This window comes from Porphyrobacter sp. TH134, assembly GCF_002855495.1.
Lineage (GTDB): Bacteria > Pseudomonadota > Alphaproteobacteria > Sphingomonadales > Sphingomonadaceae > Erythrobacter.
In genome coordinates this window covers 1-26,216 of the sequence record NZ_PKRO01000040.1, presented here as the reverse complement: position 1 = coordinate 26,216, position 26,216 = coordinate 1, and the positions used below count along the sequence as shown (strand labels likewise).

26 protein-coding genes and 3 pseudogenes are annotated in these 26,216 nt (G+C 63.7%); 25 read left to right on the top strand and 4 right to left on the bottom strand.

Going from position 1 to position 26,216, the window contains the following annotated elements; translation table 11 throughout:
• Positions 1-870, bottom strand: a complete 870-nt coding sequence (locus C0V72_RS13635) for a PQQ-dependent sugar dehydrogenase (protein ID WP_172439033.1) — start codon at positions 868-870, stop codon at positions 1-3.
• A gap of 102 nt (positions 871-972) precedes the next feature.
• Between C0V72_RS13635 and C0V72_RS13630 the strand changes: the two are divergent.
• Positions 973-1,305 (top strand): annotated as a pseudogene (locus C0V72_RS13630) (integrase core domain-containing protein); the annotation flags it as partial.
• 42 nt (positions 1,306-1,347) lie between these two features.
• Here C0V72_RS13630 and C0V72_RS13625 read toward each other — a convergent pair.
• Both C0V72_RS13625 and C0V72_RS16270 read right to left on the bottom strand, forming a co-directional pair.
• Positions 1,348-2,262 (bottom strand): IS1595 family transposase, encoded by a 915-nt coding sequence (locus tag C0V72_RS13625; protein ID WP_143704603.1) that lies wholly within the window; start codon positions 2,260-2,262, stop codon positions 1,348-1,350.
• A 1-nt stretch (position 2,263) separates the two neighbouring features.
• A complete protein-coding gene (locus C0V72_RS16270) occupies positions 2,264-3,223 on the bottom strand; it encodes a hypothetical protein (RefSeq protein ID WP_143704602.1) in 960 nt (319 codons plus the stop codon).
• A 498-nt stretch (positions 3,224-3,721) separates the two neighbouring features.
• Between C0V72_RS16270 and cysN the strand changes: the two genes are divergently transcribed.
• The 24 genes and pseudogenes from cysN (at position 3,722) to C0V72_RS13510 (ending at position 25,373) form a co-directional block, all read left to right on the top strand.
• Positions 3,722-5,632 (top strand): sulfate adenylyltransferase subunit CysN, encoded by a 1,911-nt coding sequence (cysN, locus tag C0V72_RS13620; RefSeq protein ID WP_101794688.1) that lies wholly within the window; start codon positions 3,722-3,724, stop codon positions 5,630-5,632.
• Positions 5,629-6,378, top strand: coding sequence for a 3'(2'),5'-bisphosphate nucleotidase CysQ (locus C0V72_RS13615; protein ID WP_101794687.1), 750 nt, complete (start codon positions 5,629-5,631; stop codon positions 6,376-6,378). Before cysN ends, C0V72_RS13615 begins: the two co-directional genes overlap by 4 nt.
• Positions 6,379-6,724: 346 nt before the next feature.
• A complete protein-coding gene (locus C0V72_RS13610) occupies positions 6,725-7,180 on the top strand; it encodes a CopG family transcriptional regulator (RefSeq protein ID WP_101794686.1) in 456 nt (151 codons plus the stop codon).
• A 238-nt stretch (positions 7,181-7,418) separates the two neighbouring features.
• Positions 7,419-7,729 (top strand): annotated as a pseudogene (locus tag C0V72_RS16660) (transposase); the annotation flags it as partial.
• Between the two features lie 720 nt (positions 7,730-8,449).
• The gene (locus C0V72_RS13605) at positions 8,450-9,373 is read left to right on the top strand and encodes an ArdC family protein (protein WP_233999957.1); all 924 of its coding nucleotides are present in this window, start codon (positions 8,450-8,452) and stop codon (positions 9,371-9,373) included.
• Positions 9,370-9,588: a hypothetical protein gene (locus tag C0V72_RS13600; protein WP_143704601.1), complete on the top strand. Its 219-nt coding sequence runs from the start codon at positions 9,370-9,372 to the stop codon at positions 9,586-9,588. The genes C0V72_RS13605 and C0V72_RS13600 overlap by 4 nt, the downstream gene beginning before the upstream one ends.
• A gap of 15 nt (positions 9,589-9,603) precedes the next feature.
• The gene (locus C0V72_RS13595) at positions 9,604-10,005 is read left to right on the top strand and encodes a DUF2958 domain-containing protein (RefSeq protein WP_101794684.1); all 402 of its coding nucleotides are present in this window, start codon (positions 9,604-9,606) and stop codon (positions 10,003-10,005) included.
• 141 nt (positions 10,006-10,146) lie between these two features.
• A complete protein-coding gene (locus C0V72_RS13590; RefSeq protein WP_101794683.1) occupies positions 10,147-11,886 on the top strand; it encodes a ParB/RepB/Spo0J family partition protein in 1,740 nt (579 codons plus the stop codon).
• Positions 11,887-12,231: 345 nt separating this feature from the next.
• Positions 12,232-12,582, top strand: coding sequence for an antitoxin Xre/MbcA/ParS toxin-binding domain-containing protein (locus tag C0V72_RS13585; protein WP_101794682.1), 351 nt, complete (start codon positions 12,232-12,234; stop codon positions 12,580-12,582).
• A 4-nt stretch (positions 12,583-12,586) separates the two neighbouring features.
• Positions 12,587-13,108, top strand: a complete 522-nt coding sequence (locus tag C0V72_RS13580; protein WP_101794681.1) for an RES family NAD+ phosphorylase — start codon at positions 12,587-12,589, stop codon at positions 13,106-13,108.
• A 449-nt stretch (positions 13,109-13,557) separates the two neighbouring features.
• Entirely contained in the window at positions 13,558-13,881 is a 324-nt protein-coding gene (locus C0V72_RS13575; protein WP_101794680.1) for a DUF736 domain-containing protein, read from the top strand.
• 224 nt (positions 13,882-14,105) lie between these two features.
• The gene (locus tag C0V72_RS13570) at positions 14,106-14,378 is read left to right on the top strand and encodes a helix-turn-helix transcriptional regulator (protein ID WP_101794679.1); all 273 of its coding nucleotides are present in this window, start codon (positions 14,106-14,108) and stop codon (positions 14,376-14,378) included.
• Positions 14,379-14,389: 11 nt separating this feature from the next.
• Complete coding sequence (locus tag C0V72_RS13565) at positions 14,390-15,271, top strand: replication initiator protein A (RefSeq protein WP_101794678.1); 882 nt, start codon at positions 14,390-14,392, stop codon at positions 15,269-15,271.
• A 200-nt stretch (positions 15,272-15,471) separates the two neighbouring features.
• Complete coding sequence (locus tag C0V72_RS13560; RefSeq protein WP_233999956.1) at positions 15,472-15,954, top strand: DUF2840 domain-containing protein; 483 nt, start codon at positions 15,472-15,474, stop codon at positions 15,952-15,954.
• Positions 15,951-16,532 (top strand): conjugative transfer signal peptidase TraF, encoded by a 582-nt coding sequence (gene traF / locus C0V72_RS13555; protein ID WP_101794692.1) that lies wholly within the window; start codon positions 15,951-15,953, stop codon positions 16,530-16,532. Before C0V72_RS13560 ends, traF begins: the two co-directional genes overlap by 4 nt.
• Positions 16,529-16,861 carry a DUF736 domain-containing protein gene (locus C0V72_RS13550; RefSeq protein ID WP_101794676.1) on the top strand — a complete coding sequence of 111 codons (333 nt, stop codon included), beginning with the start codon at positions 16,529-16,531 and terminating at the stop codon, positions 16,859-16,861. The genes traF and C0V72_RS13550 overlap by 4 nt, the downstream gene beginning before the upstream one ends.
• A 4-nt stretch (positions 16,862-16,865) precedes the next feature.
• Positions 16,866-17,546, top strand: a complete 681-nt coding sequence (locus tag C0V72_RS13545; RefSeq protein ID WP_101794675.1) for a lytic transglycosylase domain-containing protein — start codon at positions 16,866-16,868, stop codon at positions 17,544-17,546.
• 241 nt (positions 17,547-17,787) lie between these two features.
• Positions 17,788-19,527: a relaxase/mobilization nuclease domain-containing protein gene (locus tag C0V72_RS13540; RefSeq protein ID WP_101794691.1), complete on the top strand. Its 1,740-nt coding sequence runs from the start codon at positions 17,788-17,790 to the stop codon at positions 19,525-19,527.
• A 69-nt stretch (positions 19,528-19,596) separates the two neighbouring features.
• Positions 19,597-20,028, top strand: coding sequence for an antitoxin Xre-like helix-turn-helix domain-containing protein (locus C0V72_RS13535; RefSeq protein WP_101794674.1), 432 nt, complete (start codon positions 19,597-19,599; stop codon positions 20,026-20,028).
• Positions 20,015-20,716, top strand: a complete 702-nt coding sequence (locus C0V72_RS13530; RefSeq protein WP_101794673.1) for an RES family NAD+ phosphorylase — start codon at positions 20,015-20,017, stop codon at positions 20,714-20,716. Before C0V72_RS13535 ends, C0V72_RS13530 begins: the two co-directional genes overlap by 14 nt.
• A 205-nt stretch (positions 20,717-20,921) precedes the next feature.
• Entirely contained in the window at positions 20,922-21,716 is a 795-nt protein-coding gene (locus tag C0V72_RS13525) for a S1/P1 nuclease (protein ID WP_101794672.1), read from the top strand.
• A gap of 206 nt (positions 21,717-21,922) precedes the next feature.
• Positions 21,923-23,908 carry a conjugal transfer protein TraG gene (locus C0V72_RS13520; protein WP_101794671.1) on the top strand — a complete coding sequence of 662 codons (1,986 nt, stop codon included), beginning with the start codon at positions 21,923-21,925 and terminating at the stop codon, positions 23,906-23,908.
• A gap of 14 nt (positions 23,909-23,922) precedes the next feature.
• Positions 23,923-24,330 carry a CopG family transcriptional regulator gene (locus tag C0V72_RS13515; RefSeq protein WP_233999955.1) on the top strand — a complete coding sequence of 136 codons (408 nt, stop codon included), beginning with the start codon at positions 23,923-23,925 and terminating at the stop codon, positions 24,328-24,330.
• Between the two features lie 119 nt (positions 24,331-24,449).
• Complete coding sequence (locus C0V72_RS13510) at positions 24,450-25,373, top strand: HEPN domain-containing protein (protein ID WP_101794669.1); 924 nt, start codon at positions 24,450-24,452, stop codon at positions 25,371-25,373.
• A 456-nt stretch (positions 25,374-25,829) separates the two neighbouring features.
• Here C0V72_RS13510 and C0V72_RS16265 read toward each other — a convergent pair.
• Positions 25,830-26,216, bottom strand: a pseudogene (locus tag C0V72_RS16265) (hypothetical protein); the annotation flags it as partial.

The following is a 26,216-nucleotide window of genomic DNA, read 5'->3' as shown; positions in this document are numbered from 1 at the left end:
TCAGCCGCTCAGCGCAAAACCTCTGCATCCAAAGCGTGAATCAGATTTTACGCCAAACGGGAATCCCCTAATCCCCACTTTCGCAACAGGTCTATTACGGTGCCCCAGTGTCCAAATATCGCCTCGCGCGCCCGGGGTCTGCGCAAAGGGATTATCCGGCGGGATATCTCCATTGGGAAAGATCCGCACAGTCTTGCCAAGCGCATTGTCCAGGTTCTGAATCCCCTCGAACTCGTCCCGGGCACCGCCCGCTATAAACAGGTAGCGGCCATTGGGGGAGAAGGCCATGTAGGCGCCGATCTGAAAGCCGGTTGGGATCGGCACGATCTGTTCTTGTCGCCAGATCACCTCAACATTGCCAAGCGTCGGCATGTTGGCCGCCAGATCGAGTTGCGCGCGCAGCACGGTCAGGCCTTCGGGCCTGAAGTTGGTATCGGAAGCGTTACGACCGCGGCGCGGCTCGTTTGGTCCTCCCGGTTCGAAATAGCTGATGTAGACCCGGCGGCTGGTGACAAAGTCAGGTGATCGAAGGACGTAATAAATTCCGGTGTTGGGTGGCATGCCCGTCACCTTCACGCGCGTCCCGTCGGTAGTCATGACCCACAATTGGCCCGGCTGCTGCACCGCGACATCACCACGCTCTGCGATCAGTATCCGGTCGTCGGTCAGAAAATCCATCGACCATGCCGTCTCGAAGGTAGCCACAGGCACCGCTGTCACGCCTGTGATCGATCCAGCAGCCGGCGTTGCTCCAGGCGTAACCGCCTTAGGTGGCAGGCAAGCGGGCGGTGGCGGGATAAGAGACTTGCCGCCATAACTGAGAGCGATAACAGCACTGCAGACGATCAGTGTCAGGCGGAGGTAGTTCATCCTCATATCATGAGCGAAAAATACGGCTTTAGAAAGTTGATCTTGCTTAAATACTCCGATTTCTACGATCTAAGCTCCTGACCGGCCCCCGCCGGATGGGTACAGTTCATCGCCAATGCCGTGCAAGAGTGGCTAGCGAGGATCGGCGTGAAGACGCTCTACATTACGCCCGGCAGCCCGTGGGAGAACGGCTACTGCGAGAGCTTCAACGGTTCGATGCGAGACGAGCTCTTGAACGGGGAGATCTTCTACACCCTGGCCGAAGCCCAGATCCTGATCGAAGCCTGGCGCCGACACTACAACACCGTGAGGCCACACAGCTCGCTGGGCTATCGCCCGCCCGCCCCGGAAACCGCGACGCCGCCATGGCTGCCCTCCGGTTCCGCTACGCTCCACCTACAGGCAGCCATGGCAAAGGAGCCAATCTTGCACTAACAATCAAAACGGACCACCCTGTGGGGGTAGGGTGTCCAGACTTCACGACCAGTCAAACCGCCCCTGAAGCGTACGGTAGCTTTCCGGATCGTGAGGCGGAAAATTTGAAATAAGCTCTTCAAATATAGAATCTTTGGTGTCGCGGCGATTATATTTGAACTCGATTTCTGCAAGGAAGGTCCACAGGTTTTCGCGTGACACCTGCCTTGCTGCTCGAAACATCCGGCGCACTGTTGCCCAATAGGCTTCAATGTTGTTGGTTGTATGTCCGCGAAAGTCATGGAACGCGATCGAGTGGTTTATCTGAACATGTTGGAATCCGTGCTGCGCCAGCTTTTGGTAACCCGAAAGTGTGTCGGTGACGACCTTCGAACCGGGTTTGACACGCGCCACTAGGAGCGGAATCAAAGTTCCTGACTTGCGGTCCGGCACTATCGCCGACATGACCTGCCCGTCGCATGCAAGTCCAAGAACGATGACGGCATCGTTCGGTCCACCTTCGCTGTTTGCAATGTAGCGCAGATAGACCTCGTCAATCTGAACGGTTTTGCCTTCGCCACCCAGCATCTGGGGGCGAGCCATAGCCGCCATATGGATCCTGATCATTTGGCAGAGGCGGTTGGAACTTTTATGACCAATACCAAGTTGTCTGCGAATGAACCCTGCGCGTATGCCAATAGAAGTGTTGGCAAAAAGAAAGAAGGCATAAAACCAAGCCATAAGTGAAAGATTGGACCGATACATGACTGTCCCTCTGAGCGGTGAGATATGCTTTCCGCACGCATGGCGCCATTTCTTGGTCCTCTTAATTCGAGACCAGTGACCAAGCTCGCCGCAGCTCGGACATGGCGAATGGGTCCCAAATCTTGTTTCGAAGATGTGCTCCAGACACGCATCCTCGTCAGGAAACCGTTCAAAAAACTGGATGATACCGAAGGGTTTCGTCTTGGCAATCACTTCAGTGATCCTTCGTAGTTGCCGTGCTGACAGGCATGTCCCCTTGCGAAGTCAAAATCGGGAATGCGCCGATTATGTCCCAATAGGTCTGCGCCGAATGATTCCGGCGATTATATCGAAACTGAAACTCACTTAAATACAGCCATAGATACGAATGAGATACATACTTGTGATGCGTCTGAAGTGGCCAAAGAAAATAAGACATGAATCCTTTGATTGCATCTATCTCATTAGGATGGTCAATGTAGTAGGTAGGAAGGTAAGTTGCCTGTGGTAGGCGGGAGCCATAATCTGAGAACAGCCGAGCCGTACGGTAGCATGTCGTGTGCAGATCTCCATGGCCGGGCACCATCGTCGCTATTGCCTTATAAACAGAGCGATGCCGAGAAACACCTATGACCTGGCAAGCAACTCTACCATTCCGAGCGGCGAGCAAGACATTAGCGCGATTGTGACCAGACGTATCAGAACGGATACGGTACAGGTTCTCTACGCGCACCTCGACAGTTTGTCCCGGAGTAGCAATCGGCGTCATGCGCTCCAGTGCGGCTAGGTGCAGCCTAATCCTGTGGGCCATGTGAAAGGCAGCGCGATAGCTGATCCCAAGGTGGCGTTCGAGAAAACCGGAATTTACGCCCGCATGCGAATTTGCGAAGTGCAGCATGGCATAAAACCACAGGCGTAGAGGCAACTTCGTGTGATGAAATACTGTGCCTGCGAGTGGAGAGACAACGGCACCGCAGCATCGCAGAGCATATTGAGTTGAAGTTCGGCGAGACCAGCGGCGTACGCCACCACACTCTTCGCAAGGCAGTTCCTGTGCAAAGCGCGTTTGCATCACATGCTCAATACACGCATCGTCAGTGGAGAAGCGCATCGCGACTTCTTGAAGACTCGTGCCATGATAACCTGGTCGAAAGAAGCGCGACTGGCTCGAAGGATATCCTAAATTGAATGGCATAAATAAATCCTTGGCGGACTGCGGGATACCAAATGGCCGAGATGGAAAATCCTGACGGTTACGAAAACTGGCGCATTTCCTTCGTAATCAGGCAGTTATCGACAATTCCGGCGCTCTTCGCCAAGGATCTGCGCCGCTGATCTAGAGCGCTTCCGATGGTGATTGTCTCCTGGGAATGCATATCCACTGCGAAGTCACTGTGCCGAAAGCGAAATGACGGAGCACCGAGCCTCTGCTTCAAGCCTCGCCTTGGCCACCCGAAAGGCAAACTTGCTTGTGGATTTGGCCTTTGCGTCTACCTGCGACCTCCATGTACCTCTTCACCAACCTTGAACGGCTTAAAGCCGGGAAGCACCCCTCGACTGCGAGCAGAAATGGCCCAGTTGAGCAGCAACGGTCCGTGAATCCTGCTGGTCAACCGCTTCAAGCAAACCGCTCCTATGCTGGGCAGGGCGCGGCGGTGTGGATGACAGCCAACCATCCGGAGGACGATGCGTGATGGACACGCCCTCCAGCTTCCAGACCGACAGCCTCATCGCCGAGGATATCGACGCTTATCTCGAAGCGCACCAGCACAAGAGTCTGCTGCGCTTCATCACCTGCGGCAGCGTGGATGATGGCAAGTCGACCCTGATCGGGCGGCTATTGTACGATTCCAAGATGATCTTTGAAGATCAGCTGGCCGCGCTGGAAAGCGACAGCAAGCGGCACGGCACGCAGGGCGAGGAAATCGACTTTGCACTGCTGGTCGATGGCCTCACCGCCGAACGCGAGCAGGGCATCACCATCGACGTCGCCTATCGCTTTTTCACGACCGAGAAGCGCAAGTTCATCGTCGCCGATACGCCGGGGCATGAACAATATACCCGCAACATGGTGACCGGCGCTTCGACCGCCGATCTGGCCGTGATCCTGACCGATGCGCGCAAAGGGGTGCTGCAACAAACCCGCCGGCATTCCTATCTTGTCCACCTGCTGGGCATCCGCCACGTGGTGCTGGCGGTGAACAAGATGGATCTGGTGGGCTACGATCAGCAGACCTTTGATGACATCGTCGCTGATTACCGCGCATTTGCCACCAGCATCGGGATTACCGATTTCACCGCGATCCCGATTTCGGGTTTCAGGGGCGACAACATCACCGCCGCTTCAGTCAACACGCCATGGTATGGCGGGCCGTCGCTGATCCACCACCTTGAAACCGTCGAAGTCGATGCGGCCGCTGCTCAAGGTGCCGCGTTCCGGATGCCGGTGCAGTGGGTCAACCGCCCCAATCTCGACTTCCGCGGCTTTGCAGGGCAGATTGCCAGCGGCGTCATTCGCCCCGGCGATGCGGTGCGGATCGTACCCTCGGGCAAGACCAGCACGGTCAAATCCATTGCCACCTTCGATGGCGACCTGGACGAAGCGGTCGCGGGCCAGTCGGTCACCCTCACGCTCGCCGACGAGGTCGATTGCAGCCGCGGTGACCTGATCGCAGCGGCGGGCGATCCGCCGCAGGCCTCCGACCAGTTCCGCGCCACGCTGGTGTGGATGGACGAGGAAGTGATGAAGCCGGGGCGCGGCTACTGGCTCAAGCTCGGCACGCAGATGGTCACCGCCACCGTCCAGCCGCCCGAATACGAGATCGACATCAACAGCCTCGAACATCTCGCGGCCAAGACGCTCGGCCTCAACGGCATCGGCGTGGCCGAATTCGCGACCGACCGGCCGATCGCCTTTGAACCCTATGCCGACAACCGCCAGCTGGGCGGGTTTATCCTGATCGACAAGTTTTCGAACGCCACCGTGGCCGCCGGGATGATCGACTTCAGCCTGCGCCGCGCGGACAATGTCCACTGGCAGCCGACCGCCATCACCCGCGCGGATCACGCCGGGATGAAGAACCAGACCCCGCGCGTGCTGTGGTTCACCGGGCTTTCGGGCAGCGGCAAATCGACCATCGCCAACGAGGTCGAAAAGCAGCTGTTCCTGATGAACCGCCACACCTTCCTGCTGGATGGCGACAATGTGCGCCACGGGCTCAACCGCGATCTGGGCTTCACCGAGGCCGACCGGATCGAGAATATCCGCCGCGTGGGCGAGGTCGCCAAGCTGATGGCCGATGCGGGCCTCATCGTGCTCACCGCCTTCATCTCGCCCTTCCGGGCCGAGCGGCGGATGGTGCGCGAAATGCTGCCCGAAGGCGAGTTCGTCGAAATCTTCGTCGACACCCCGCTGGGCGTGGCCGAAAAGCGCGATGTGAAGGGCCTGTACAAGAAAGCGCGCGCCGGCAACCTCAAGAACTTCACCGGGATCGACAGCCCCTATGAAGCGCCCGAGAGCCCCGACATCCGCGTTAACACGGTGGACATGAGCCCTGAGGACGCTGCGCGTTATATCATCCAGCAGATCCTCCCGCTGAAATGAGCGCTGCCGGTCTGAACGACGCAGCGCTCGCCGCACGGCTGGCCGAGATTGCGGGCGGCTTGCTGATGGACGTCCGCGCCAGCGGCATGTTTGATGGCAAGGCGCTGGGCAAGGCGGGCGATGCCACGGCGAACCAGTTCCTGTGCCACGCGCTCCGGCACTTGCGGCCCGATGACGGCTTGCTGTCGGAAGAGGAAAAGGACAACCCAGATCGCCTCGGCAAAAGCCGGGTGTGGATCGTCGATCCGGTCGATGGCACCCGCGAATATGGCGAGGAGCGCGCCGATTGGGCGGTGCATGTGGCGCTAGCGGTGGACGGCGTCGCCTCGATCGGAGCTGTCGCGCTACCGGGGCTCGATGGCGGCCTGGTGCTGCGGTCGGACCAGCCGCGCTCGCACGCCCCGACAGCGGAGCGCCCGCGCTTCGTCGTCAGCCGCACGCGGCCTGCCGCCGAGGCACAGGCCATCGCGGCGGCGCTCGGCGGCGAACTTGTCCCAATGGGTAGTGCCGGAGCCAAGGCGATGGCGGTGGTGCTGGGACAGGCGGAGGTCTATCTCCACTCCGGCGGGCAGTATGAATGGGACAGCTGCGCGCCCGTTGCCGTGGCGCGCGGACATGGCCTGCATTGCTCTCGCATCGATGGTAGCCCGCTCATCTACAATCAAGCCGACAGTTACATGCCCGACCTGCTGATCTGCCGCCAGGAACTGTCGCACAAGGTGCTCGAAGCGCTGCGGCAATTGTAAGGCTCCTCGGCATGGCGGCCGAAAAGAGCGCGACCCCCAATGACCGTCAATATCCGGCTCGGGGCAAACCGGTCATCGCGGTCACACGGTAAGCGTTCCTGCTGGATGAGATCGAGGTCGTCCTGGCGGGAAACGGGGACTGTGGTGAGGGCGGCATCCGCCGCGAGCCCGAGACCCCCAAGCATGGGGACAGTGTCCCTCCGCCGCAGCCTGTCCGCAACGAGTTCGCGTTCGATGACCGCGACGAAGAGGACGAGAAGGCTGCGGTGCGCAATCGGCGCTTTGTTGGTCACGTGCAGGACAATGCCCGCCGGGCCACGCTTGATCCGGGCAACGGGATTGACCTGTGACCAGGAGCAATCGGGTCAAGCACGCCCTTGGGCTGCTTCCGCAACTCTCGCGCCAGCTCGCCGACTATGCCGGGCGCAAGCGTGTTTCGCAGGCCGCGGTCGTCGAGGTGGCACTGGCCTCCTTCCTCTCGCCTGACGGCTCGGAACGGCTCGAGGCGGCGTTCAGCCGCAGGCTAGACCTGATCTCGCGCCAGCTTGACCGTTTGGGCTATCATGTCGATGTCGGGACTGAGGCCCTTACGCTCTATCTGCGGCGTTGGTTCACGGTAACCGCTGCATCATCGGGTCCCGAGTCGGCCGCTGCGCACGCCGAGGTCGAGAAGCGCGTTGCCTTCTTCATCGAGGCACTGGCGCGGCGTATGGAAACAGGGAGGCTCTTGCATGATGAGCTGGTGCGCGGTGACGAAGCCGCGCGGCATATCTTGGGGAAAGACGCCCCCGGAACAAAATGACTTCTCTCTCCCATGGCAAATGGCAGGTGCAACCATTCCAACTGCTTGCCAGTGTCCGCTGACACGCACCGACCTCGACCATCTGCCCCCGCAAAAGTAGCGCGAGTTAGAGCGGGTGGTGCAGCTGATCTTCGAGGAGTTCGACGATGCCTTTGCGCTCGCCAAGCACGAGTGGAAGAAGGCCGTGAACCGGCCCAGGATTGCTGGAGGCCCTAACTCCTGAGAGGAAGGGACTTTTATGGTCAAGGTAACGAACAAGTTTGCACCTGAGGTGCGCCAGCGTGCGGTGCGCATGGTGCTTGATCACGAATCTGATCGCCTGTCCCGCTCGGCAGTCGTCACATCGATAGCTGAGAAGATCGTTGTTCGGCGCAGCCGCTTCACACGTGGGTAAAAAAGGCCAAGGTAGACCGCGGCAAGCGGACGGGAGTTCCGGTGAAGGTGGCCGACCGCCTGAAGGTGCTGGAGCGCGAGAACCGGGAGCTGCGGCAGGCCCACGAGATATTACGCAAGGCTTCTGCGCATGGTGATAAGTTGGCATTCTGCCCGGTGATCACCGTTTTGCTTAAACTTACAGACCATATACCCGCTTAATGTGGGGAACGTCTTCCCCTACGCCGGAGCCGCCAAGCCGTCTCCGGCGACCCCTTCGAGCGGGGACACCCCGCAGCGCCCCGCAGAAGCGGAGCGGGGCTGAGGACGCGCTCTGTCCCGCAGGGCCTGCAGCCCTGCTCCTGAGGGCGCGGCCCTCTCTGCTTTGGGCCCCGCGCGCACGCCGCCTCCGGCCGTCATAGGCATTGGCTCGGCCTGCCCGGCGACAGGGTCCCGCCGGTGCGTCCGATCCGGATCAATATGCACGGCCTGCCTGCGGACGGGGTGCGCCTTGTTTGCTGGTGCAGCTCGCTCGCCGCTCGCCGATCATGGAGTGATGGGGGGCTGCGGGCGGCGCGTATTCGCGCCGGCGTTGCTGGTTTGGGCCCGCGGAAGCGGCAGGGTGGGCGGTGCGCCCGTCTGGGCACGGTTCGGCCAGCCGCAACCCGGCCTCTGCGAGGACCGGGTCCTCCATTTGCATTGCGGTCCTTGTCGCACTGGCTGCACCGGCAGCCATTTGCGTCATGCGGATGCGGCTGCCCGGCCCGCGCCTTCCTGGTCGCTGTCACCGCCCACCCCGCCCCTTCCGGGGGCCGGTGTGGCGGAGTTGGGCAGGACGGGAGACGGATGATGGCGCGTGGGAATGGCAAAGGCAGTGCAAGGGGCAATCGGTGCAGGGTGGCGCGCAGCGCCGTTGGTGCGGGAGAGGCGCGCGGGTCGCTTTATGACGAGGTCACCGCAAGCATCATTGCGCAGCTTGAGGAGGGCGTCTTTCCGTGGGTGAGGCCATGGAGCAAGGCATTGGCCGCGCCCGGCCTGCCGCGCAATGCGGTGACGGGACGGGCCTATTCGGGGATCAATGTCCTGATCCTGTGGGGCGCGGTGATCGAGGGGGGCTACCCTTCACAGGACTGGCTGACCTTCCGGCAGGCGCTCGCCGCTGGCGGCGCGGTGCGCAAGGGCGAGCGCGGACGCACCGTGTTCTATGCTGACCGCTTTGTGCCCAAGGGCGAGCGCGAGGGTGGTGACGGCAGTGAGCGGGGCGAGGAGCCGCGCGGGATTGCGTTCCTCAAGCGCTTCACCGTGTTCAATGTCGCGCAGTGCGAGGGTCTGCCCGAAGGGCTGGTCACCGCGCCCGCGCCCCCGCCCGAGCGTGAGTTGCATGACAGCGCCGAAGCGCTGATCGCGGCGACGGGGGCGGATGTCCGGATTGGCGGAGCCGAGGCCTTCTATTCACCATCAGACGATTATGTGCAGGTTCCCCCGCAGCCTGCCTTTCATCACCAGATCGATTACTACCGCACCGCGCTGCATGAGCTGGGCCACTGGACCGGGCATGGCTCGCGGCTGGGCCGCGATCAGACCGGGCGGTTCGGCTCGGCCACCTATGCCCGCGAGGAACTGGTGGCGGAACTTGCTGCGGCCTTCCTGTGTGCCGCGCTCGGCGTTGAGCCGACCGTGCGCCATGCCGATTACCTTGGCAGCTGGCTGGCGGTACTGCGCGCCGATAGCCGCGCGATCTTCCGCGCCGCCAGTCAGGCGAGCAGGGCAGCCGAGTTCCTGCTGCAGTTCCAGACGGTCGGCCAGGAGCAGGCGGCATGAGCAGGTTGCCAGAACCCGCCAGCGACAGCGATCGCTTCGCCGTCGAGAGCACCGAGGCCGGGCTCCAGACGCTGGTGCCCGGCGTTGCGCCGATCACCCTCGGTGACCGGCTCGCGCTGCTCGCCGCCGCGCCGCTCATGCCGAAAAAGCGCCAACGCCCTGCCGACCACGGGCTGTTCGACACGAATGCCCGCAACCAGCTCGAGATGTTCTGAAGGAGGCCCCGCGCGATGGACCTGCTGACACCTGCCCTGCGCCAGCGCCTGCTCGCCAATGGCGCAAGCCCCGGCGATCATGTCCCGGTCGTGAAGTTCTTCAATCCGCTGGGCGCAGCGACCTGGCTGATCAGCGAACTGGATAGCGACGGAGACACGCTGTTCGGGCTCGCCGATCTCGGCTTTGGCTGTCCCGAACTCGGGAGCATGAGCCTTGCCGAGATCGCGGCGGTCCGCCTGCCACTTGGCTTGCGTCTCGAGCGCGATCTCCACTTCGCCCCGTGCCATCCGTTGTCGGTCTATGCCGCTGCCGCCCGCGCGCAAGGCCAGATCACCGAAAACTTGAAGCATCTTGCCGATGCCGCCGCCGTGCTGGCGCGCGAGGCGGCAGCAGGCCGGAGCCGTTCACCGCCGTAGCCCCAAGCGGCGGATGATGCCCGCGCGCAGGTCCCCCCACCCGCGCGGGATAACCGGCCCCGCCCTGCCCGTCCCATCCGTCCCCCGGACGGCAGGCGCGGGGCCACCGTTTCTGGAAGACATTTTCCTTGGAGAATACCCATGCAGATCACCCCTATTCCGCTCGGCCAGCTTTCGGTGGCCGCGATCAACATGCGGCGCGGACGCAAGGTGCCCGATGTCAGCGACATCCTGCCCTCCATCAGGGCGCGCGGCGTGCTGTCGCCGCTGTTCGTCAGACGCGCTGCCTGCCCTGCCCGGGAGAAGGGCGCGCCCGACCATTTCGAGATCCTTGCAGGCAAGCGCCGCTACTTCGCCAGCCTTGAGGCCGCGCGCGAACTCGGTGAGGACCGCAGCCTACCCTGCATTGTGCTCGGGCCGCAGGATGACGCCGAGGCGCTGGAAATCTCGATGATCGAGAACCTGCTGCGCGAGGAACCCGACGAGGTCACGCAGTGGGAGAGCTTCACCCGCCTCGTCAGGGAAGGGCGGAGCATCGAGGATATCGCCGCGACCTTCGCGCTCACCGAACTAAAGGTGAAGCGCATCCTCGCGCTCGGCAATCTCCTGCCCCGGATCCGTGAGGCCTATCGCAGCGAGGCGATCGATGCCGCAACCATCCGGCACCTGACGCTCGCCAGCAAGGCGCAGCAGACAGCATGGCTGGCGCTGTTCGAGGATGCCGAAGCCCATGCGCCGCGCGGCAGTCAGCTCAAGGCATGGCTGTTCGGCGGCGCGTCGATTGCGACCGCGGTCGCGCTGTTCGACCTCGAAACCTATGCGGGAATGGTCGTCACCGACCTGTTCGGCGAGGAAGGCTATTTTGCCGATGCCGATGCCTTCTGGGCCGCGCAGCTTGCGGCGGTCGAGGCGCGCAAGGCCGCCTATCTTGCCGATGGCTGGGCCGATGTGGTGATTGTGCCCGTCACCGGTCACTTCGCCAGCTGGGAATACGAGCGCGCGGGCAAGCGCAAGGGCGGCAAGGTCTATATCCAGTTGCGCCGCGACGGCGAGGTGGTGTTCCATGAAGGCTTCATCTCACGGGCCGAGGCGGCAGCGGCGGAGCGCCGCGCGCGCGGCGAAACTGAAGACCAGAAACCCGCGCGCCCTGAAATGACCGCGACGCTGGCCAGCTATGTCGACCTCCACCGTCATGCGGCAGTGGCGGCGCAGCTGGCAGGCACGCCCGCGCTCGCGCTGCGGGTGATGGTCGCCCATGCGATTGCCGGATCGCCGCTGTGGAGCGTGCGCCCCGCCGATACCGCGAGCCGCAACGCGGATATCGCTTCCAGCCTTGCCGCTGCCGCTGCAACCGGCATCCTTGGGAAGAGGCGGCGGATGGTGCTGGCCCTGCTCGGAATGGACGAACACCGCGCAAGCCTGTGTCAGGATCGCTGTGGTTCCCATCTGGTTCCCGTGCTGCACCGCCTCATGGCGCTGTCGTACGCGGAGGTCATCGAGGTGCTCGCGCTGGTGATGGCCGAGACGCTCGCCATCGGCAGTGAGGTTATCGCGTATCTGGGCGAGCATTGCGCCATCGCCATGGCCGACCACTGGCAGGCCGATGAGGCCTTCCTCGGCTTGCTGCGCGACAGGGAGGTGATGCTGGCGATCCTCGCCGAGACAGGCGGCGCGGCGGTCGCCAGCGCCAATGCGGGCGAAAAAGGTGCGACGATCAGGGGCCTGATTGCCGATCATCTCACGGGCGCGAATGACCGGACCAGGTGCGAGCGCTGGGTGCCGCGCTGGATGGCGTTCCCGCCTGCCACCTATACCGAGCGGGGCGGAGTGCCGATGGTCGCGGCAGCGCGCCGGGCGAAGTGGATGGTCGGAGAGGAGTAGACAGAACAGCAGGCAAGCACCGCGCAGTCCTGTGGTGAAACGCTCCAAGGTGACCTCGAGGCGAGAGCGGCCGTGTCCGTGCCGAAACATGATCCCGAAGGAGCCGAGTTGGCAAGCTGAGCACGGTCGGCTGCGTGCCAACGGGGCAGAGGTCTGCTCTTGCCCCGCGTTGCGACGAATGCGGTGGCGCGGGAGGGGCAGGTCAGCAGGGCCATGCAAGGCCGCGGTTGTTCTTCACGGTTCGGGCAGCGCAGCTCGCAGACTTCGAGGTGCAGCGCACTCGGCCCTCGCTTGATTGCCGCAAATTCTGGCGCTATATTGCGTCAGAAAAGATGGAGTTTTGCTATGGCAATCCAGAATTATGCGGACAATGGTGCCTTTGCCCCGCGCAAGATCATTGCAGCGCTGCGCACCACCAGCGACGAACTGGCGCGCTCGCTCGGCCTTGGCAAGGACGCGATCCAGCGCAAGGACCGGATCGCCTCGACACGCACCCAGCGTCGCATCCGTCAGATGGTCGAGGTGCTCAACAAGGTCGAGCCGCGTTACGGTTCAGCGCTTCTGGCCTATGCCTGGTATCGCTCTGAGCCACTCCCGGGGTTCTCGGGCCAGACTGCCATGCAACTGGTACAGGACAACCGGGCCGACGACGTGCTGACCTATATCGACGCGGTCGACGCAGGCATTCACGCATAGGCCCATGCATTTCACCGGACTGCTTTACCGCGCCCTCAATCCGGTCTGGTCCCGCACACCACTTTCGGGAGAGGGTGCCGCCCGGTTCGGCGGCCGCTTCAACAGGATCGGACGGCCTGCGCTCTACACGTCGCTTGCCCCGGAGACGGCGCTGCGCGAAGCCAACCAGGTTGGCACGCTGCAGCCCACCACGCTGGTTTCCTATCGGGCGGATATTGGACCACTGCTGGATGGCCGGAACATAGCTGCATTGGAGCCCTTCCACGTGAGCTCGGCAGACCTTGCCGACCCGTCCTGGCGGGATCGGATGTTGTCCGGAAAGCCTGTTTCAACCCAGGAACTGGCAGAGACGGCAATCGCGCATGGCTTTGCCGGCATTGTCATTCCAAGCTATGCCCGCGGCGCACCTCGTGACGCGCTCAACCTCGTTCTGTGGAACTGGGAAGCGCATCTCGCGCTGGTCGACGATGATGACCGGTTAGGCCTTCGCGCATCCCGGGACCTGCCTGACGCTCCCGAAAGCTGAAACGCGTCTGATGCGCGATCCGACCCCAGCACCGGATCGCGATCACCAACATCCTCAATCAGGCCGATACTGACAGGTTCGAGCGCAGGAACCTAATGCCCCAGCGCGCATGGGCCTGCACCTTGCGCATCGCTTGCCGCCGAAGCTGCCCTTGCCCACCGCCCTTCGCCCTCTCCTCCGAACCTGCCCCACCGGCTGCCTCGTCAATGGCCTGTCTGGCGGCGGACGGGCTTCGCCCTTGCGGGGCCTGGGGCGCAACGGCGGGCAAGCAGCTATTTTCCGCCGAGCGCCGGGGCGCTCTTTGCATCGCGAGGCAAAATAGCCGCTGGCCGCTGCCGTCCTCCGCTGCGCTGCGGTCCCTTGCGGGATGCGCCGTCTCCGCACCCCCGCCTGTGCATGGCCATCGAGGCTGCGATGGGCGCAGGCTCGAAAGGACAAGGAACTGGACAATGGCCAATATCGGCAACTTCACCCGCACCGCCACCGGCTTCAAAGGCGAGATCGTCACCATGAGCGTGCAGCAGAAGAACGTGCGCATCATCGCCGAAACCGACCAGATGAGCGAGAACGCGCCCTCGCACCGGGTCTTCGTCGGCCGCGCCGAAATCGGTGCCGCCTGGAGCAAGCAGAGCCAGGAGGGCCGCGACTACCTCTCGGTCAAGCTCGACGATCCGAGCTTTTCGGCTCCGATCTACGCCAACCTCTTCGCCGAGGATGACGGCGAGAACTTCAGCCTGGTGTGGACCCGCGCCCGCAAGGCCACCGGCGAGTAAGCCGACGACGCCCCGCCCGGCCTTGCCGGGCGGGGCTTTTCCGGCAGACACGCCACTCCCCGGTGCCGGGGCATCGAGCGATCGCCCCGAGCCCGGGGAAAGGGAGGGGCGACAATCGCGCCGCCCGAATTCTGTCGCTCCCCCCTCCCCGCTCCGATCCGCCATCCCTCTCCCTAGCGAGCGGCCCTGCGCCGCAGTCATCCTCGCCTTCGCGGAGATCCTCCATGACCGCCATTCCCGCTCCGATCCGCCCACGCTATCTGCGGACGCCCGATGCCGCCGTGCATCTCGGGCTCTCGCCGCGCACGCTGGAGAAGCATCGCTGCTACGGTACGGGACCCGCCTATCACAAGCTTGGTGGGCGGATCGTCTACCATATCGATGACCTCGACGACTGGGCGCAGCAGGGCCTGCGCCGCTCGACCAGTGATCCGGGCAAGGGGGTGGTCCACCCTGCCAAGCGGATCGACGGCTACACCGCGCCGGTCCGGCGCTGAGGGCCGGGCCGATGCAGCGCAGCGCCGCCTTCGACCAGGCATCCCTGCAGCTCGACCTGTTCGTCGGTGCCGGCGGCGATATTGCCGCGCGCGACGCGCAGGACCTGATGGCCTGGCCCTTCTTCAGTCTCGCCAAGCGCAAGCGGGTCAGGCCCATCGACTTTCGCATGGGCGAGGTTGCGATCCTCGTCGAGGCCACGGCCGAGCATGGCATGGCGACGATCTGGGATGCCGATGTGCTGATCTGGATCGCCAGCCAGATCGTCGAGGCGCGCGATGCCGGGCGCCCGACGTCGCGGCTGATCGCAGCCACGCCGCACGAAATCATGCGCTTCACACAGCGCAGCACCGGCAAGGTGGGCTATGAACGGCTCAAAGCCGCGCTTGACCGGCTGCAGTCAACCAGCATCGCGACCTCGATCCGGCAGCCGAGCGCGCGGCGGCGGCATCGCTTTTCCTGGATCAACGAGTGGCGCGAGCGCCTCGATGGCAGGGGCCGCGCGATGGGGATCGAGATGATCATTCCCGACTGGTTCTACGAGGGCGTGCTCGACCGTGCGCTCGTTCTCACCATCGATCCAGCCTATTTCCGGCTGACCGGGGGGCTTGAGCGCTGGCTCTACCGCATCGTGCGCAAGCATGGCGGGCGCCAGAAGAATGGCTGGAGCTTCGATATCGAGCACCTCTGGCTGAAGTCAGGATCGCTCTCGCCATTGAAGCGCTTTGCCTTCGAGATCCGCGACATCGTCCAGCGGCAATCCCTGCCCGGCTATACACTGAGCCTTGACCGCCCGCTGGGCCGCGAGAGGCTCAATTTCGTGGCGATCCCGGTCGACTCCTTCACCGCAGCCATGCGCCGGATCGGCATGCGCCCTGTGGACAAACCGGTGTGATGTTCGGTCCATCAGGAACCCCACCACTCGGTCCATCGGGAACCGGAACGTCGGTCCATCAGGAACCGGAATCGGCCCTAGCACGCTGGAATCACGCCGCAAATCCGGCCTGTAACCATCCTAACAGGGAATCCTCCGGATTCCTGCTAACGCCAGCGCGCCTGTCGACAGCTGGCGCGCGGGTTCCGCCGCAAGCTCCCGTGCCTGCCGGTAACGAGGATCCGCCGCTCACCCATGTGACGCTGGTCTGGCGTGAAGGCATTCGCGAGGATTGGCTGCGGTTCGGCAAGCCGGTCGCCGGACGCATCATCGATCGCCGCACCCGCATCGAGAGCTATGCGCCGGGCCAGGTGTTTGCCCTCGTGCGCTGGGCGTCCAATGACTACGGCACGCGGCGTTCTGTCCTCACCATCGTCCGCGCCGTCGGTCCCGGCGAGGCATTCAGCACGCTGCCGCAAATCGATCCGGGCGGCGAAATCCTGTTGCGTGTGCGCGGCTGGGTGAAGGTGCGCGCGGCCTTCGGGCTGATCGATGCCATCGAAGAAGCGGATTTCGATCCCTGCGACATCGCGCCCGATCACTGGCGGCACGTCCACAACCGGCTGTCGGTCGGCATGCCGCCGCGGCCCTATGACCAGCGCCGTCACCGGGCATGGTGTCTGCGCAGGCGGCTGTCATCATGAAGCGGCGCACGATCCTCATCGCTGGCACGGCCGCTGCAGCTGCCCTGTTCAGCGCCGCGCTGCCGGTGTTGCGCGTGCTGGTCTGGAACGCGACGGCGAGCGTGCCGACCGGCCTCTATCACATTCGTGGAACAGCGAGCCTGCATGCCGGCGAGCGGGTGGCGATCGATCCGCCGCCGCACCTGCGGCGCTTCCTTGCGGCGCGCGGCTATCTGCCGGTCGGCATGCCATTGCTGAAAGAGATTGCCGCGCTGCCCGGCGACAGGGTCTGTCGCACAGGGGCCAGCATCACGATCAATGGCAAGCCCGCGGGTACGGCGCGCGCACACGACAGTCGCGGACGCGCGCTGCCCGGGTGGAACGGCTGCAGGGTCATTGCTGCCGATGAGCTGTTCTTCATGAGCCGGCGGGCGCCCGACAGCTTCGACGGGCGTTATTTCGGCCCTTTGCCGCGCGCGCAGCTGATCGGTCGCGCGAGCCCGGTCTGGACCGATGAAGCGGGCGACGGGGTGCACGTCTGGTTCGCCCGGCCAACCCTTTCCCAACCTGCCAACCCCGACAAGGAGACCAACCCATGACCTGTATCGGCACCTTCACGACCACCCGCGACAGCTACTCCGGGCGTCTGCAGACGCTGACCATCGACCGTGCGCTGACTCTCGTTCCGGCCGAGCATGGCGATGCAGAAAAGGCACCCGACTACCGCATTCTGGCCGGCGAAGGCGAGGATGCCTTCGAAGTGGGGGCGGGCTGGAAGCGCAACGGCGACAAGGCGGGGGCCTATGTCGCGGTGCTGATCGACGATCCGGCGCTGGTGCAGCCGTTGCGCGCCAACCTGTTCCAGTCGGACAAGCGCACGCATGTGTTGATGTGGTCTCGCGGTACTCGCCGCGGCGCGAAGGACTGACGCCATGGCCTTGCATCGCCTCGCGATGGCGCTCGGCTGCGCTCTGGCGGCTGGATGGCCCGGTGCGCCTTGCGCGCAGCCGGTCGGTGAGCCAACCGCCCCGTCGCGCATTGCCATCGCCGATCACGTACGGGACGCATCGCGGCGCTTCGGTATTCCGGAAGCATGGATTTATGCCATTATCCGCATCGAGAGCGCAGGCCGCGTCCGCGCGGTCTCTTCTGCGGGAGCCATGGGGCTGATGCAGCTGATGCCCGGGACATGGGCGCGCCAGCGCGCGCGCTTCGCGCTCAGGACTGACCCATTTGACCCGCGCGACAACATCATGGCCGGCACTTCGTACCTTCGCGAAATGTACGATCGCTACGGCGCTGCCGGCTTCCTTGCAGCCTATAATGCCGGGCCGGGCCGCTATGAGCAATGGCGCGACAGGGGCCGTCCGCTGCCGCTCGAGACCCGCCGTTATGTCGCTGCAATTGCGCCGTTGCTGCACGGCGATGGTCTCGCCATTACAGCGTCCTTGCAGCCCGCCAGCGGCGCACCGCGGTTCGCCCGGCGCGGCGAGGGATCGGCGCGACAGGGCCGGAGTGACCTTGACCACGAAGCATCAGCCCACCCCTTCGCCCGGCCAGCGGTCCCTCGTCACGATCTGTTTGCCCCGGTTTCAACGGTGCGCGACCAGTGACACCTGGCCGCGCACTCTCGCGCTCCCTTTCGACCGGTGGCGCAGCGGGGCGAAGCGGATGCACATCGAAGGACCAAGGGAAGGGAGGATTGCGAGATAAAAGCGCCGCCGTCGGTCGGGGCGCAGGTGGCTGGTTATACTGGATAATATGCGCCATCGCAGCCTTTGGCCTGCCATCGCTCCTTACGAAAAGTACCATGTTTACAATGGCGGCGAAGCCGTCGTCGGACTTCAGCCGGTGATGTCTGACGAAGAGTTCGACATCAGGCCGGGCCGCTCGCCCGACAGCGGGGCGCGGGCTTATCGCAAGGCCAGCACGCTGGTCGGACGCGTGCTGCAGGTCTCGCGCCGTGCAGGTTATACCCCGCTGTCGCCCAGGCGGCTCGGCGGCGGCACCGGTCATCTGGGACGCGGTAAGCGGGCAGCGCTCCGTCGCCGGCGCAGTGCCTGGCAGCGGCGGGTGGTCATCAAGGCGCGCGTCGTCCGGCACCGCGGCAGCACTTTCCGTTCCGCACCGCTCGCGCGCCATATTGCCTACCTCGAACGCGACGGCGTCACGCGCGACGGATCGGACGGCCAGATGTTCGACGCCCGCTCAGACCATGCCGATGTCGATGCCTTTGCCGGGCAGTGCGAGGAGGACCGGCACCATTTCCGATTCATCATCTCGCCCGAGGATGCAGGTGACATGGCGGATCTGCGCGCCTTCACCCGCGAGCTAATGGATGACATGGCGCGCGACCTTGAGACCCGTCTTGATTGGGTCGCGGTCGATCACTGGAATACCGATAACCCGCATATCCATGTGCTGGTGCGCGGCATGGCCGATGATGGCAGGGATCTCGTGATTGACCGCGGCTATATCAGCGAGGGCCTGCGCGCCCGGGCCGAGGAACGCGTCACCATCGAGCTGGGTCTGCGCTGCGAGCGCGACATCCGGAGCGCGCTTCAGCGCGAGGTTGATGCCGAGCGCTGGACCTCACTCGATCGCCGCTTGCAGCGCCAGCGTGATGATCTTGGCGTGGTCGACCTGCGCCCGGAAGCAGCCGGTGGACGACCCGATCGCAGCCTGCTGCTCGGCCGCGCGCAGACGCTCGAACGGATGGGCTTGGCCGAGAAGGTCGGACCGGCAAGCTGGTCGCTGGCGCCGGATATCGAGCCAACCCTGCGCGCGCTGGGAGATCGCGGTGACATCATCAGGACCATGCACCGGGCCATGTCGGGACAGGGTATTGCGATCGATCCCGCGCGCTTCGCATTGCATGGCCGCGCCGATGGTGAGCGGGTCACCGGCAGGCTTGTCGAACGCGGGCTGCACGACGAGCTGACCGGGGAGGCCTATGCGATCGTCGATGGCACGGATGGCCGCATGCATCATCTGCGCTTTGCGGACATCGAGCGGACGAGTGACGCCCCAACCGGTGCGATTATCGAGACCGGCCACTGGACCGACCGCAAGGGACGCGCGCAGACCAGCCTGCTGGTCCGGTCCGACCTTTCCATCGATGACCAGGTCCGCGCACGCGGTGCGACATGGCTCGACCGGCAGTTGGTCTCTGCGCAGCCGGAGACGCTCGGGGGCGGTTTCGGTTCGCAGGTGCGCGAGGCGCTTGAACAGCGCGCGGCGGTGCTAGTCGAGGAAGGCCTCGCGCAGAAGCAGGGACAGCGCATCGTCCTTGCGAAGGGTCTGCTGGGCAGGCTGCGGGATCGCGAGCTGGCGGAGGCCGGCGACGCGCTCTCGGCGCGCTATGGCAGCGCCCGGCAGCCACTCGCGGTCGGCGAGCATGTTGTCGGTATCTATCGCGAGCGGGTGACGTTGGCGTCGGGCCGCTTCGCCATGATCGACAATGGCCTGTCGTTCCAGCTTGTCCCCTGGCGGCAGGACCTCGACCGCCATCTGGGGCAAGCAATGTCCGGCACGGTCAACGAGCGGGGCGGTATCGACTGGAGTCTTGCCCGGTCACGCGGCCCGTCGCTCTAACGGACGCGCATTGGCCTTTCATTGACATTTGCATCACATGATGCGTATTTAGGCATCAGGAGATGCGACATGGTCAATGCTGTCCAGTTTGTTCCGGATGCCCCCCGCGCGCCGCAGAACTTTTCGGGTGAGGGAGACCGCGCGCGCCTCACCGGTTCAGCGATCAAGGCGGTGCTGCGCCTCGCCGAGGCCTGGAAAACCAGCAATGCCGAAGGGGCCGCGCTGCTCGGCGTGTCGCCAAGCACATGGGACCGCATGAAAGCCGGAACGTGGGAAGGCACGCTCAGCCAGGACCAGCTGACCCGGGCCTCGGCGCTGATTGGCCTCTACAAGGGCCTGCATCTGCTGTTCGCAAATGACCTTGCCGATCGCTGGCCAGGGCTGGAGAACAGGGCGCCGCTGTTTGGCAGACGCTCTCCGGTCGACGCGATGATCGAGGGCGGTATCCCAAGGATGCTCGAGACCCGGCAATATATCGACGCGCTGCGTGGCGGGCTCTGAACCGGTTGGCGGTTTGCCGCTGATCCGTGAGGCGTTCGGACGCACCGTCAGACTTGTCACGAGCGCCCGCTTGCGCGACGCGGCGCTGGCGCCGCTCGCCGATACCCCGGGTGAGCTTGATGATCTGGCGGAGATCGAGGGTGCGACCAGCTCGCGGCAGATCGCCGAGGACCGCGGGCTTGCGGGCCTTGACGCCGCGGAGCTGGTGCATGGCGTCCCGCATGCCAGGTTCATCAACGCCAGCTTTGCCTATGCGAAGCCGCGCGAACCCGGCCGGTTCAATCCCGCAGAGCGCGGCGCCTGGTACGCCGCGCTCGATGTCGCGACCTGCCTTGCGGAGGTCGGCTTTCATCTCACGAAGGCGCTTGCCGATGCCGGCGACTTTGATGCCGTGGTCGAATATGGCGAGATGATCGCGAGTATGTCGGGCGTCTTCATTGATCTGCGCACCGACCCGGGCCACCCTGCGCTCGATCCGGACCCGGCGGCGGGCTATCCGGCCGGCAATGCGCTCGCTGCCTGGGCGCGTGGCGAAGGGCACAACGGGATCATCTACCCCTCGGTAAGGCATGAAGGCGGCACCTGCATTGCGGCGCTGTGGCCCAATGTTGTCCAGTCGGTCGTCCAGGGCGCGATGTATCGTCTGACATGGGCGGGAGCGCCCCGCTTCACTGTCGAGACCCTCTGACGTCCCGGTAAACTGCGGAGTGGATCCTTTCCTCCCCGCGCATCAGAATCAGTCCCGGGCGTTGGAGAGCACGTAAAAGGGTCAGCCGGAGTCCTGTCACCCTGTCACTGGAATCGCACGCTGTACTGGCTTGGCAGGTTTCGGGACCCTCTCCATAAGGCCGCGGGGCTTACCCACGCACTTCACCAGCCCAGCGGAACCAGACATGTCACCTCGCGCCCTTCTTGCTGTCATTGCCATCGCCATCGCCACGCCGGTACCGGCCCATGCATGGGGCCAGCTGGGCCACCGGGTGGTTGGCGAGCTCGCCGAGGAGCGGATCAGCGGGAAGACCCGCGCGGAAATCGCCCTGATCCTTGGTGAGGAAAGCGTGGCTGAAGCCTCGACCTGGGCCGATGAGCAGCGATCCAATCCGGCACCTTTCTGGCAGGAGGAGGCTGACCCGTTTCACTATGTCACTGTCCCTGCAGGAAAGACCTACACTGAAGCCGGCGTCCCTGCCGGCGGCGATGCGCTGGGCGCGCTGACACGTTTTGCCGCGATCGTCAGGAATCCCGAAGCGTCGCGGGAAGACCGCGCGCTCGCCTTGCGCTTCATCATCCACATCGTCGGCGATCTCCACCAGCCCCTGCATGCCGGCAACGGCACGGACCGCGGCGGCAATGATGTGAAGCTGCGGTGGTTCGGGCAGGAAACCAATCTGCACACGGTCTGGGATACGCGGATGATCGAAGGCAAGGGCCTGTCGTACTCGGAATTTGCGGTCTGGCTTGGCCGGAAGATCGAACCCGAGGAAACGATCGCCTGGTGGACGGCAGATCCTGCGGTCTGGGTCGCTGAGAGCACCGCACTCCGCGACCGGATCTATCCAGCTACAGACGATGCAATCCCGAGCCTCGGCTATGCCTACCAGTTCGAGCACCTGCCCTCGGCAGAACTGCGCCTGCAACAGGGCGGCGTAAGGCTGGCAGCGTATCTTGATCAGCTGTTTGCTCGCTGAGGCAAATCCGGGCTGCTGATCGCCGGCGCCTGCGTTCGGCTCTCCCTCATACAGGCAGCCTGACCGGTCAGGCGCGCGCTTGCACCTTGCGTTTCCGATGGTCAGCCGGGGCTCAGCTATCCTTTGCTTCGCCAGCGCCCACCGGTGCGCAGCTCTGCTTGCAAAGCCGGCATGATCTGCCTCCATTCCGCCGGAAGGAGACGGTCATGTCTGCCACAAGAATACTCTGGGGCCAGATCATTGCTGTCCTCTGCCTCACGCTCGCAGGTATCTGGACTGCGACACAATGGATCGCGGCCAGCCTCGGCTATCAGGCCGGGCTCGGGCCTCCCGTGTTCATCCTTGCGGATACGCCAATACATCCCCCCTGGGCCATCTTCTGGTGGTGGTTCAGCTATGAAGCCTACGCCCCGCACATCTTCGAGACCGGCGGGGTGATCGCCGCGTCGGGGGCACTACTCTCCGTGATTGTTGCAATCGCCATGTCAGTCTGGCGCGCCCACGAGCTGAAGAACAGCGCTACCTATGGCTCTGCACGCTGGGCGACGCGCGCGGAGATCGCCAATGCGGGACTGCTCGCAGACAAGGGCGTCATCATCGGCCGCCGCGCCAATTGCTATCTGCGCCATGATGGACCCGAGCATGTGCTGTGTTTTGCGCCCACGCGGAGCGGCAAGGGTGTCGGACTGGTCATCCCGACTTTGCTGACATGGCCACACTCGGCGATCGTCCACGACATCAAGGGCGAGAATTGGGACCTCACGTCCGGCTTTCGCAGCCGCTTCAGCCGGGTGCTGCTGTTCGATCCGACCAATGCAGCCTCGGCCGCCTATAATCCGCTGATGGAAGTCCGGCGCGGCATCAACGAGGTTCGTGACGTCCAGAACATTGCCGATGTGCTGGTCGATCCCGAAGGCTCGCTCGAGCGCCGCAATCACTGGGAAAAGACCAGCCATGCGCTGCTGGTCGGCGCGATCCTGCACGTGCTTTATGCCGAGCCCGACAAAACGCTCGCCGGCGTTGCCGCCTTCCTGTCCGATCCGCGCCGCTCGATCCAGGCGCTCTCAGCCATGATGATGACGCCGCATCTGGGTGAGGAAGGCGTCCATCCAGTGGTGGCAAGTGCCGCGCGCGAGCTGCTCAACAAATCGGACAACGAGCGCTCAGGCGTGCTGTCGACCGCCATGTCCTTCCTTGGCCTTTATCGTGATCCGGTGATCGCGAAGGTCACGCGGCAATGTGACTGGCGCATTGCTGACCTCGTCAACTGCGCGCAGCCAGTCACGCTCTACCTCGTCGTACCGCCGTCCGACATCAGCCGGACCAAGCCGCTGGTTCGGCTGATCCTCAACCAGATCGGCCGCCGGCTGACCGAGGATCTCGCTGATGGCTGTGAGCGTCAACGCCTGCTGCTGATGCTCGACGAATTTCCGGCACTGGGCCGGCTCGATTTCTTCGAGAGCGCGCTGGCCTTCATGGCAGGCTACGGCATCAAGTCCTTCCTGATCGCCCAGTCTCTGAACCAGATCGAAAAGGCATATGGCCAGAACAACGCGATCCTCGACAATTGCCATGTCAGGGTCTGCTTCGCGACCAATGACGAACGCACCGCCAAGCGGGTCTCGGAATCGCTCGGCACTGCCACCGAAACGAAAGCGATGCGCAACTACGCCGGGCATCGCCTCTCGCCATGGCTGGGGCACCTCATGGTCTCGCGCTCCGAGACACCGCGGGCGCTTCTGACCCAGGGCGAGATCATGCAACTCCCCGAAACGGATGAGATCGTGATGCTGGCAGGCGCACAACCGATCCGCGCGAAGAAGGCGCGGTATTATGCCGATCCGCGCCTCGCGAACCGCATCGTACCGCCCGTCACCCCGGAACCTTCGCCTGACCTGAAGAGCGAGGACCAATGGAGCGGAACGCGCGCGGCGCCGGAGCCGGCGGGAGAGCCGGCTGACGACGGCGAGCAACTCGAGAAAGGATCAGCCAGTGATGGTGGCATCCGCCGCGAACCGGAACTCGCCCAACACGAGGATATCGCGCCGGAGCCGGCAGTGGCCGCCAACGAATTTGACTTTGCAGACCGCAGGGATGAAGAGCTGGCTGTTCGCAACCGGCGGATCGCAGAGCGGATGCACACCAATGCGAGGCAGGCCGTGCTCGACCCGAATGACGGGATCGAGCTGTGAGCAGGGGCAATCGGTTGAAGCACACCTTTCGGCTGCCGCCGGCGCTGTCGCGCCAGCTGGCTGACTATGCCTGCCGCAAGCGCGTCTCGCAGGCATCGGTTGTCGAGGCTGCCCTTGCTTCATTTCTGTCGCCTGACGGTTCCGAGCGCCTCGAGGCGGCCTTCAGCCGCCGGCTCGACCGGATCTCGCGGCAGCTTGAGAAGCTCGACTACCATGTCGAGGTCGGAAACGAGAGCTTTGCGCTGTACCTGAGGCGCTGGCTGGCGGTCACGCCCGTCCTGCCCGGCGAGACGACGCCTGCCGCGCGAGCCGATGCCGAAAAGCGGTTCGACCACTTCATCGAGGCGCTCGCGAGGCGGATGGAGTCAGGCCGGCACCTGTCGGATGAATTGCGGCGGGTCGGTGACGCTGGCGCAGAATGAGGTATTGCAGGAAGCTGGACCGCAGCACTGTGGCCAGGCGCCAGCTGATGCACCCATTGCGGTGGCATCAGTGCAACAAGGAGGGTGCAAGCTTCTGGAACGCTTGCTAGACTCCCCGGATGCGCACCGATCTTGATCATCTGCCCCCGCAAAAGCAGCGCGAGCTGGAGCGGGTGGTGCAGCTGATCTTCGAGGAGTTCGACGACGCCTTCGCGCTCGCCAAACACGAGTGGAAGAAGGCCGGGCGAATCCTCAAGGTGATCCTCTACGGCAGCTATGCGCGCGGCACCTGGATCGATGAGCCGCACACCGCCAAGGGATATCGTTCGGACTTCGATCTGCTGATCATCGTCAGCGATAAGCGGCTCACTGACCGGGTCAAGTACTGGGCCAAGCTCGATGAGCGGCTGATGCGCGAGTACGGTCTCACCGGCACACTCCAGACGCCGGTAAACTTCATCGTCCACACGCTGCAGGAGGTGAACGACGGTCTCGCTCACGGGCGGTATTTCTTCATGGATGTGAAGGCCGAAGGGATCGCGGTTTACCAGTCCGATGACACCGAACTGCATACGCCCAAGCCTAAGACGCCGACGCAGGCGCTGGCCATGGCGCAGGAGTATTTCGAGGAGTGGATGCCAGCAGCATCTGGAATGCTGCAGACGACTCGCTTCAGCATCGAGCAGGGGCGTCTAAAGGACGCTGCCTTCCTGATGCATCAGGCGACAGAACGGCTTTACCACTGCGTGCTCCTTGTCTGCACCTTCTACACCCCTCACGTGCACAACCTTGGCTTCCTTCGCACTCAGGCCGAGCGGATCGACCCGCGCCTGACCTATGTCTGGCCGCGGGAAACCAAGCGCGATCGCGCGCGGTTCGAGAAGCTCAAGGATGCCTACGTCAAGGCACGATACTCCAGGCATTACCGCGTCACCAAGGAAGAGCTCGAATGGCTCGGTACGCAGGTCGAAGAGCTTGGCCGCGTGGTGCATGAGGTCTGCTCGGAGCGGATCGATGAACTGAAGTCAAAGATAAGGCTGTGATTCTCGCTCTTTCGCTCTGGTTTCCTGATGGTGTGCCAGGGGCTGCCGGCAAGGCGGCCCGTTGGCATAGCCGTGATGGCGGTAAGAGCCGTGCAACCAGAACTCACGAAGCATCACGGTTACCCCGCCGCGCGAATCTGAAGATGGCTGCGATCAGCAGAGCGAAGGCGATGGCGGTTAGAGCGGCGAACCAGTCCCACCGCCCAGGCTTGCGGCAGATTTAGGGTATGGGCAGGACAACTTCGATCGACCGGCCCCCATTGAATGGCCCGTGCTGGTTATTGGTACAAGATTGCCTCGGGCGGCTGGCCGCAGGTGGAGCAAAGCGGAGCCGGAGGGCAGCCATGGCGGTGCGCCACTTCCGGATCTAGCGGGCATCGCCGCCTTGCTCGCGGACCGGGTCGAGCGTGATGCCAGTTGGTAATGTCGGCTTTAGTCGAGCATAGCGGAAATTAGCTAATCGACTTGGCGTGCTTTTAACTGCGGGTTCAAGGATATCAGGTGGTTGAGCCATTTTTTTGGCCTCCGCAGCATAGACTCGGGGTATTCGACGGTGACTCCGAGCAAGGAGGCAATTCGGCCTACGAAATGAATACAATTTCTCTCTTCGAGATCATAGAAATTGCCGGGAGCACTTCGCCATGCTTCCACCTCAGCAACAATACTGCGATATTGTGCATCGCTGATTGCGATCGAAAAGTGCCGATTGGTGCTGTGCACATATTTTTGCGGCTCGATGACAATTTGATTGTGCAACCTGAGGTCTGGAAATTCGGATTTGGGATAGTCAGTCATTCTGGCATTCCCACTTGATGTAGGCCTTGTTTTCGGAGGCCCATTTTT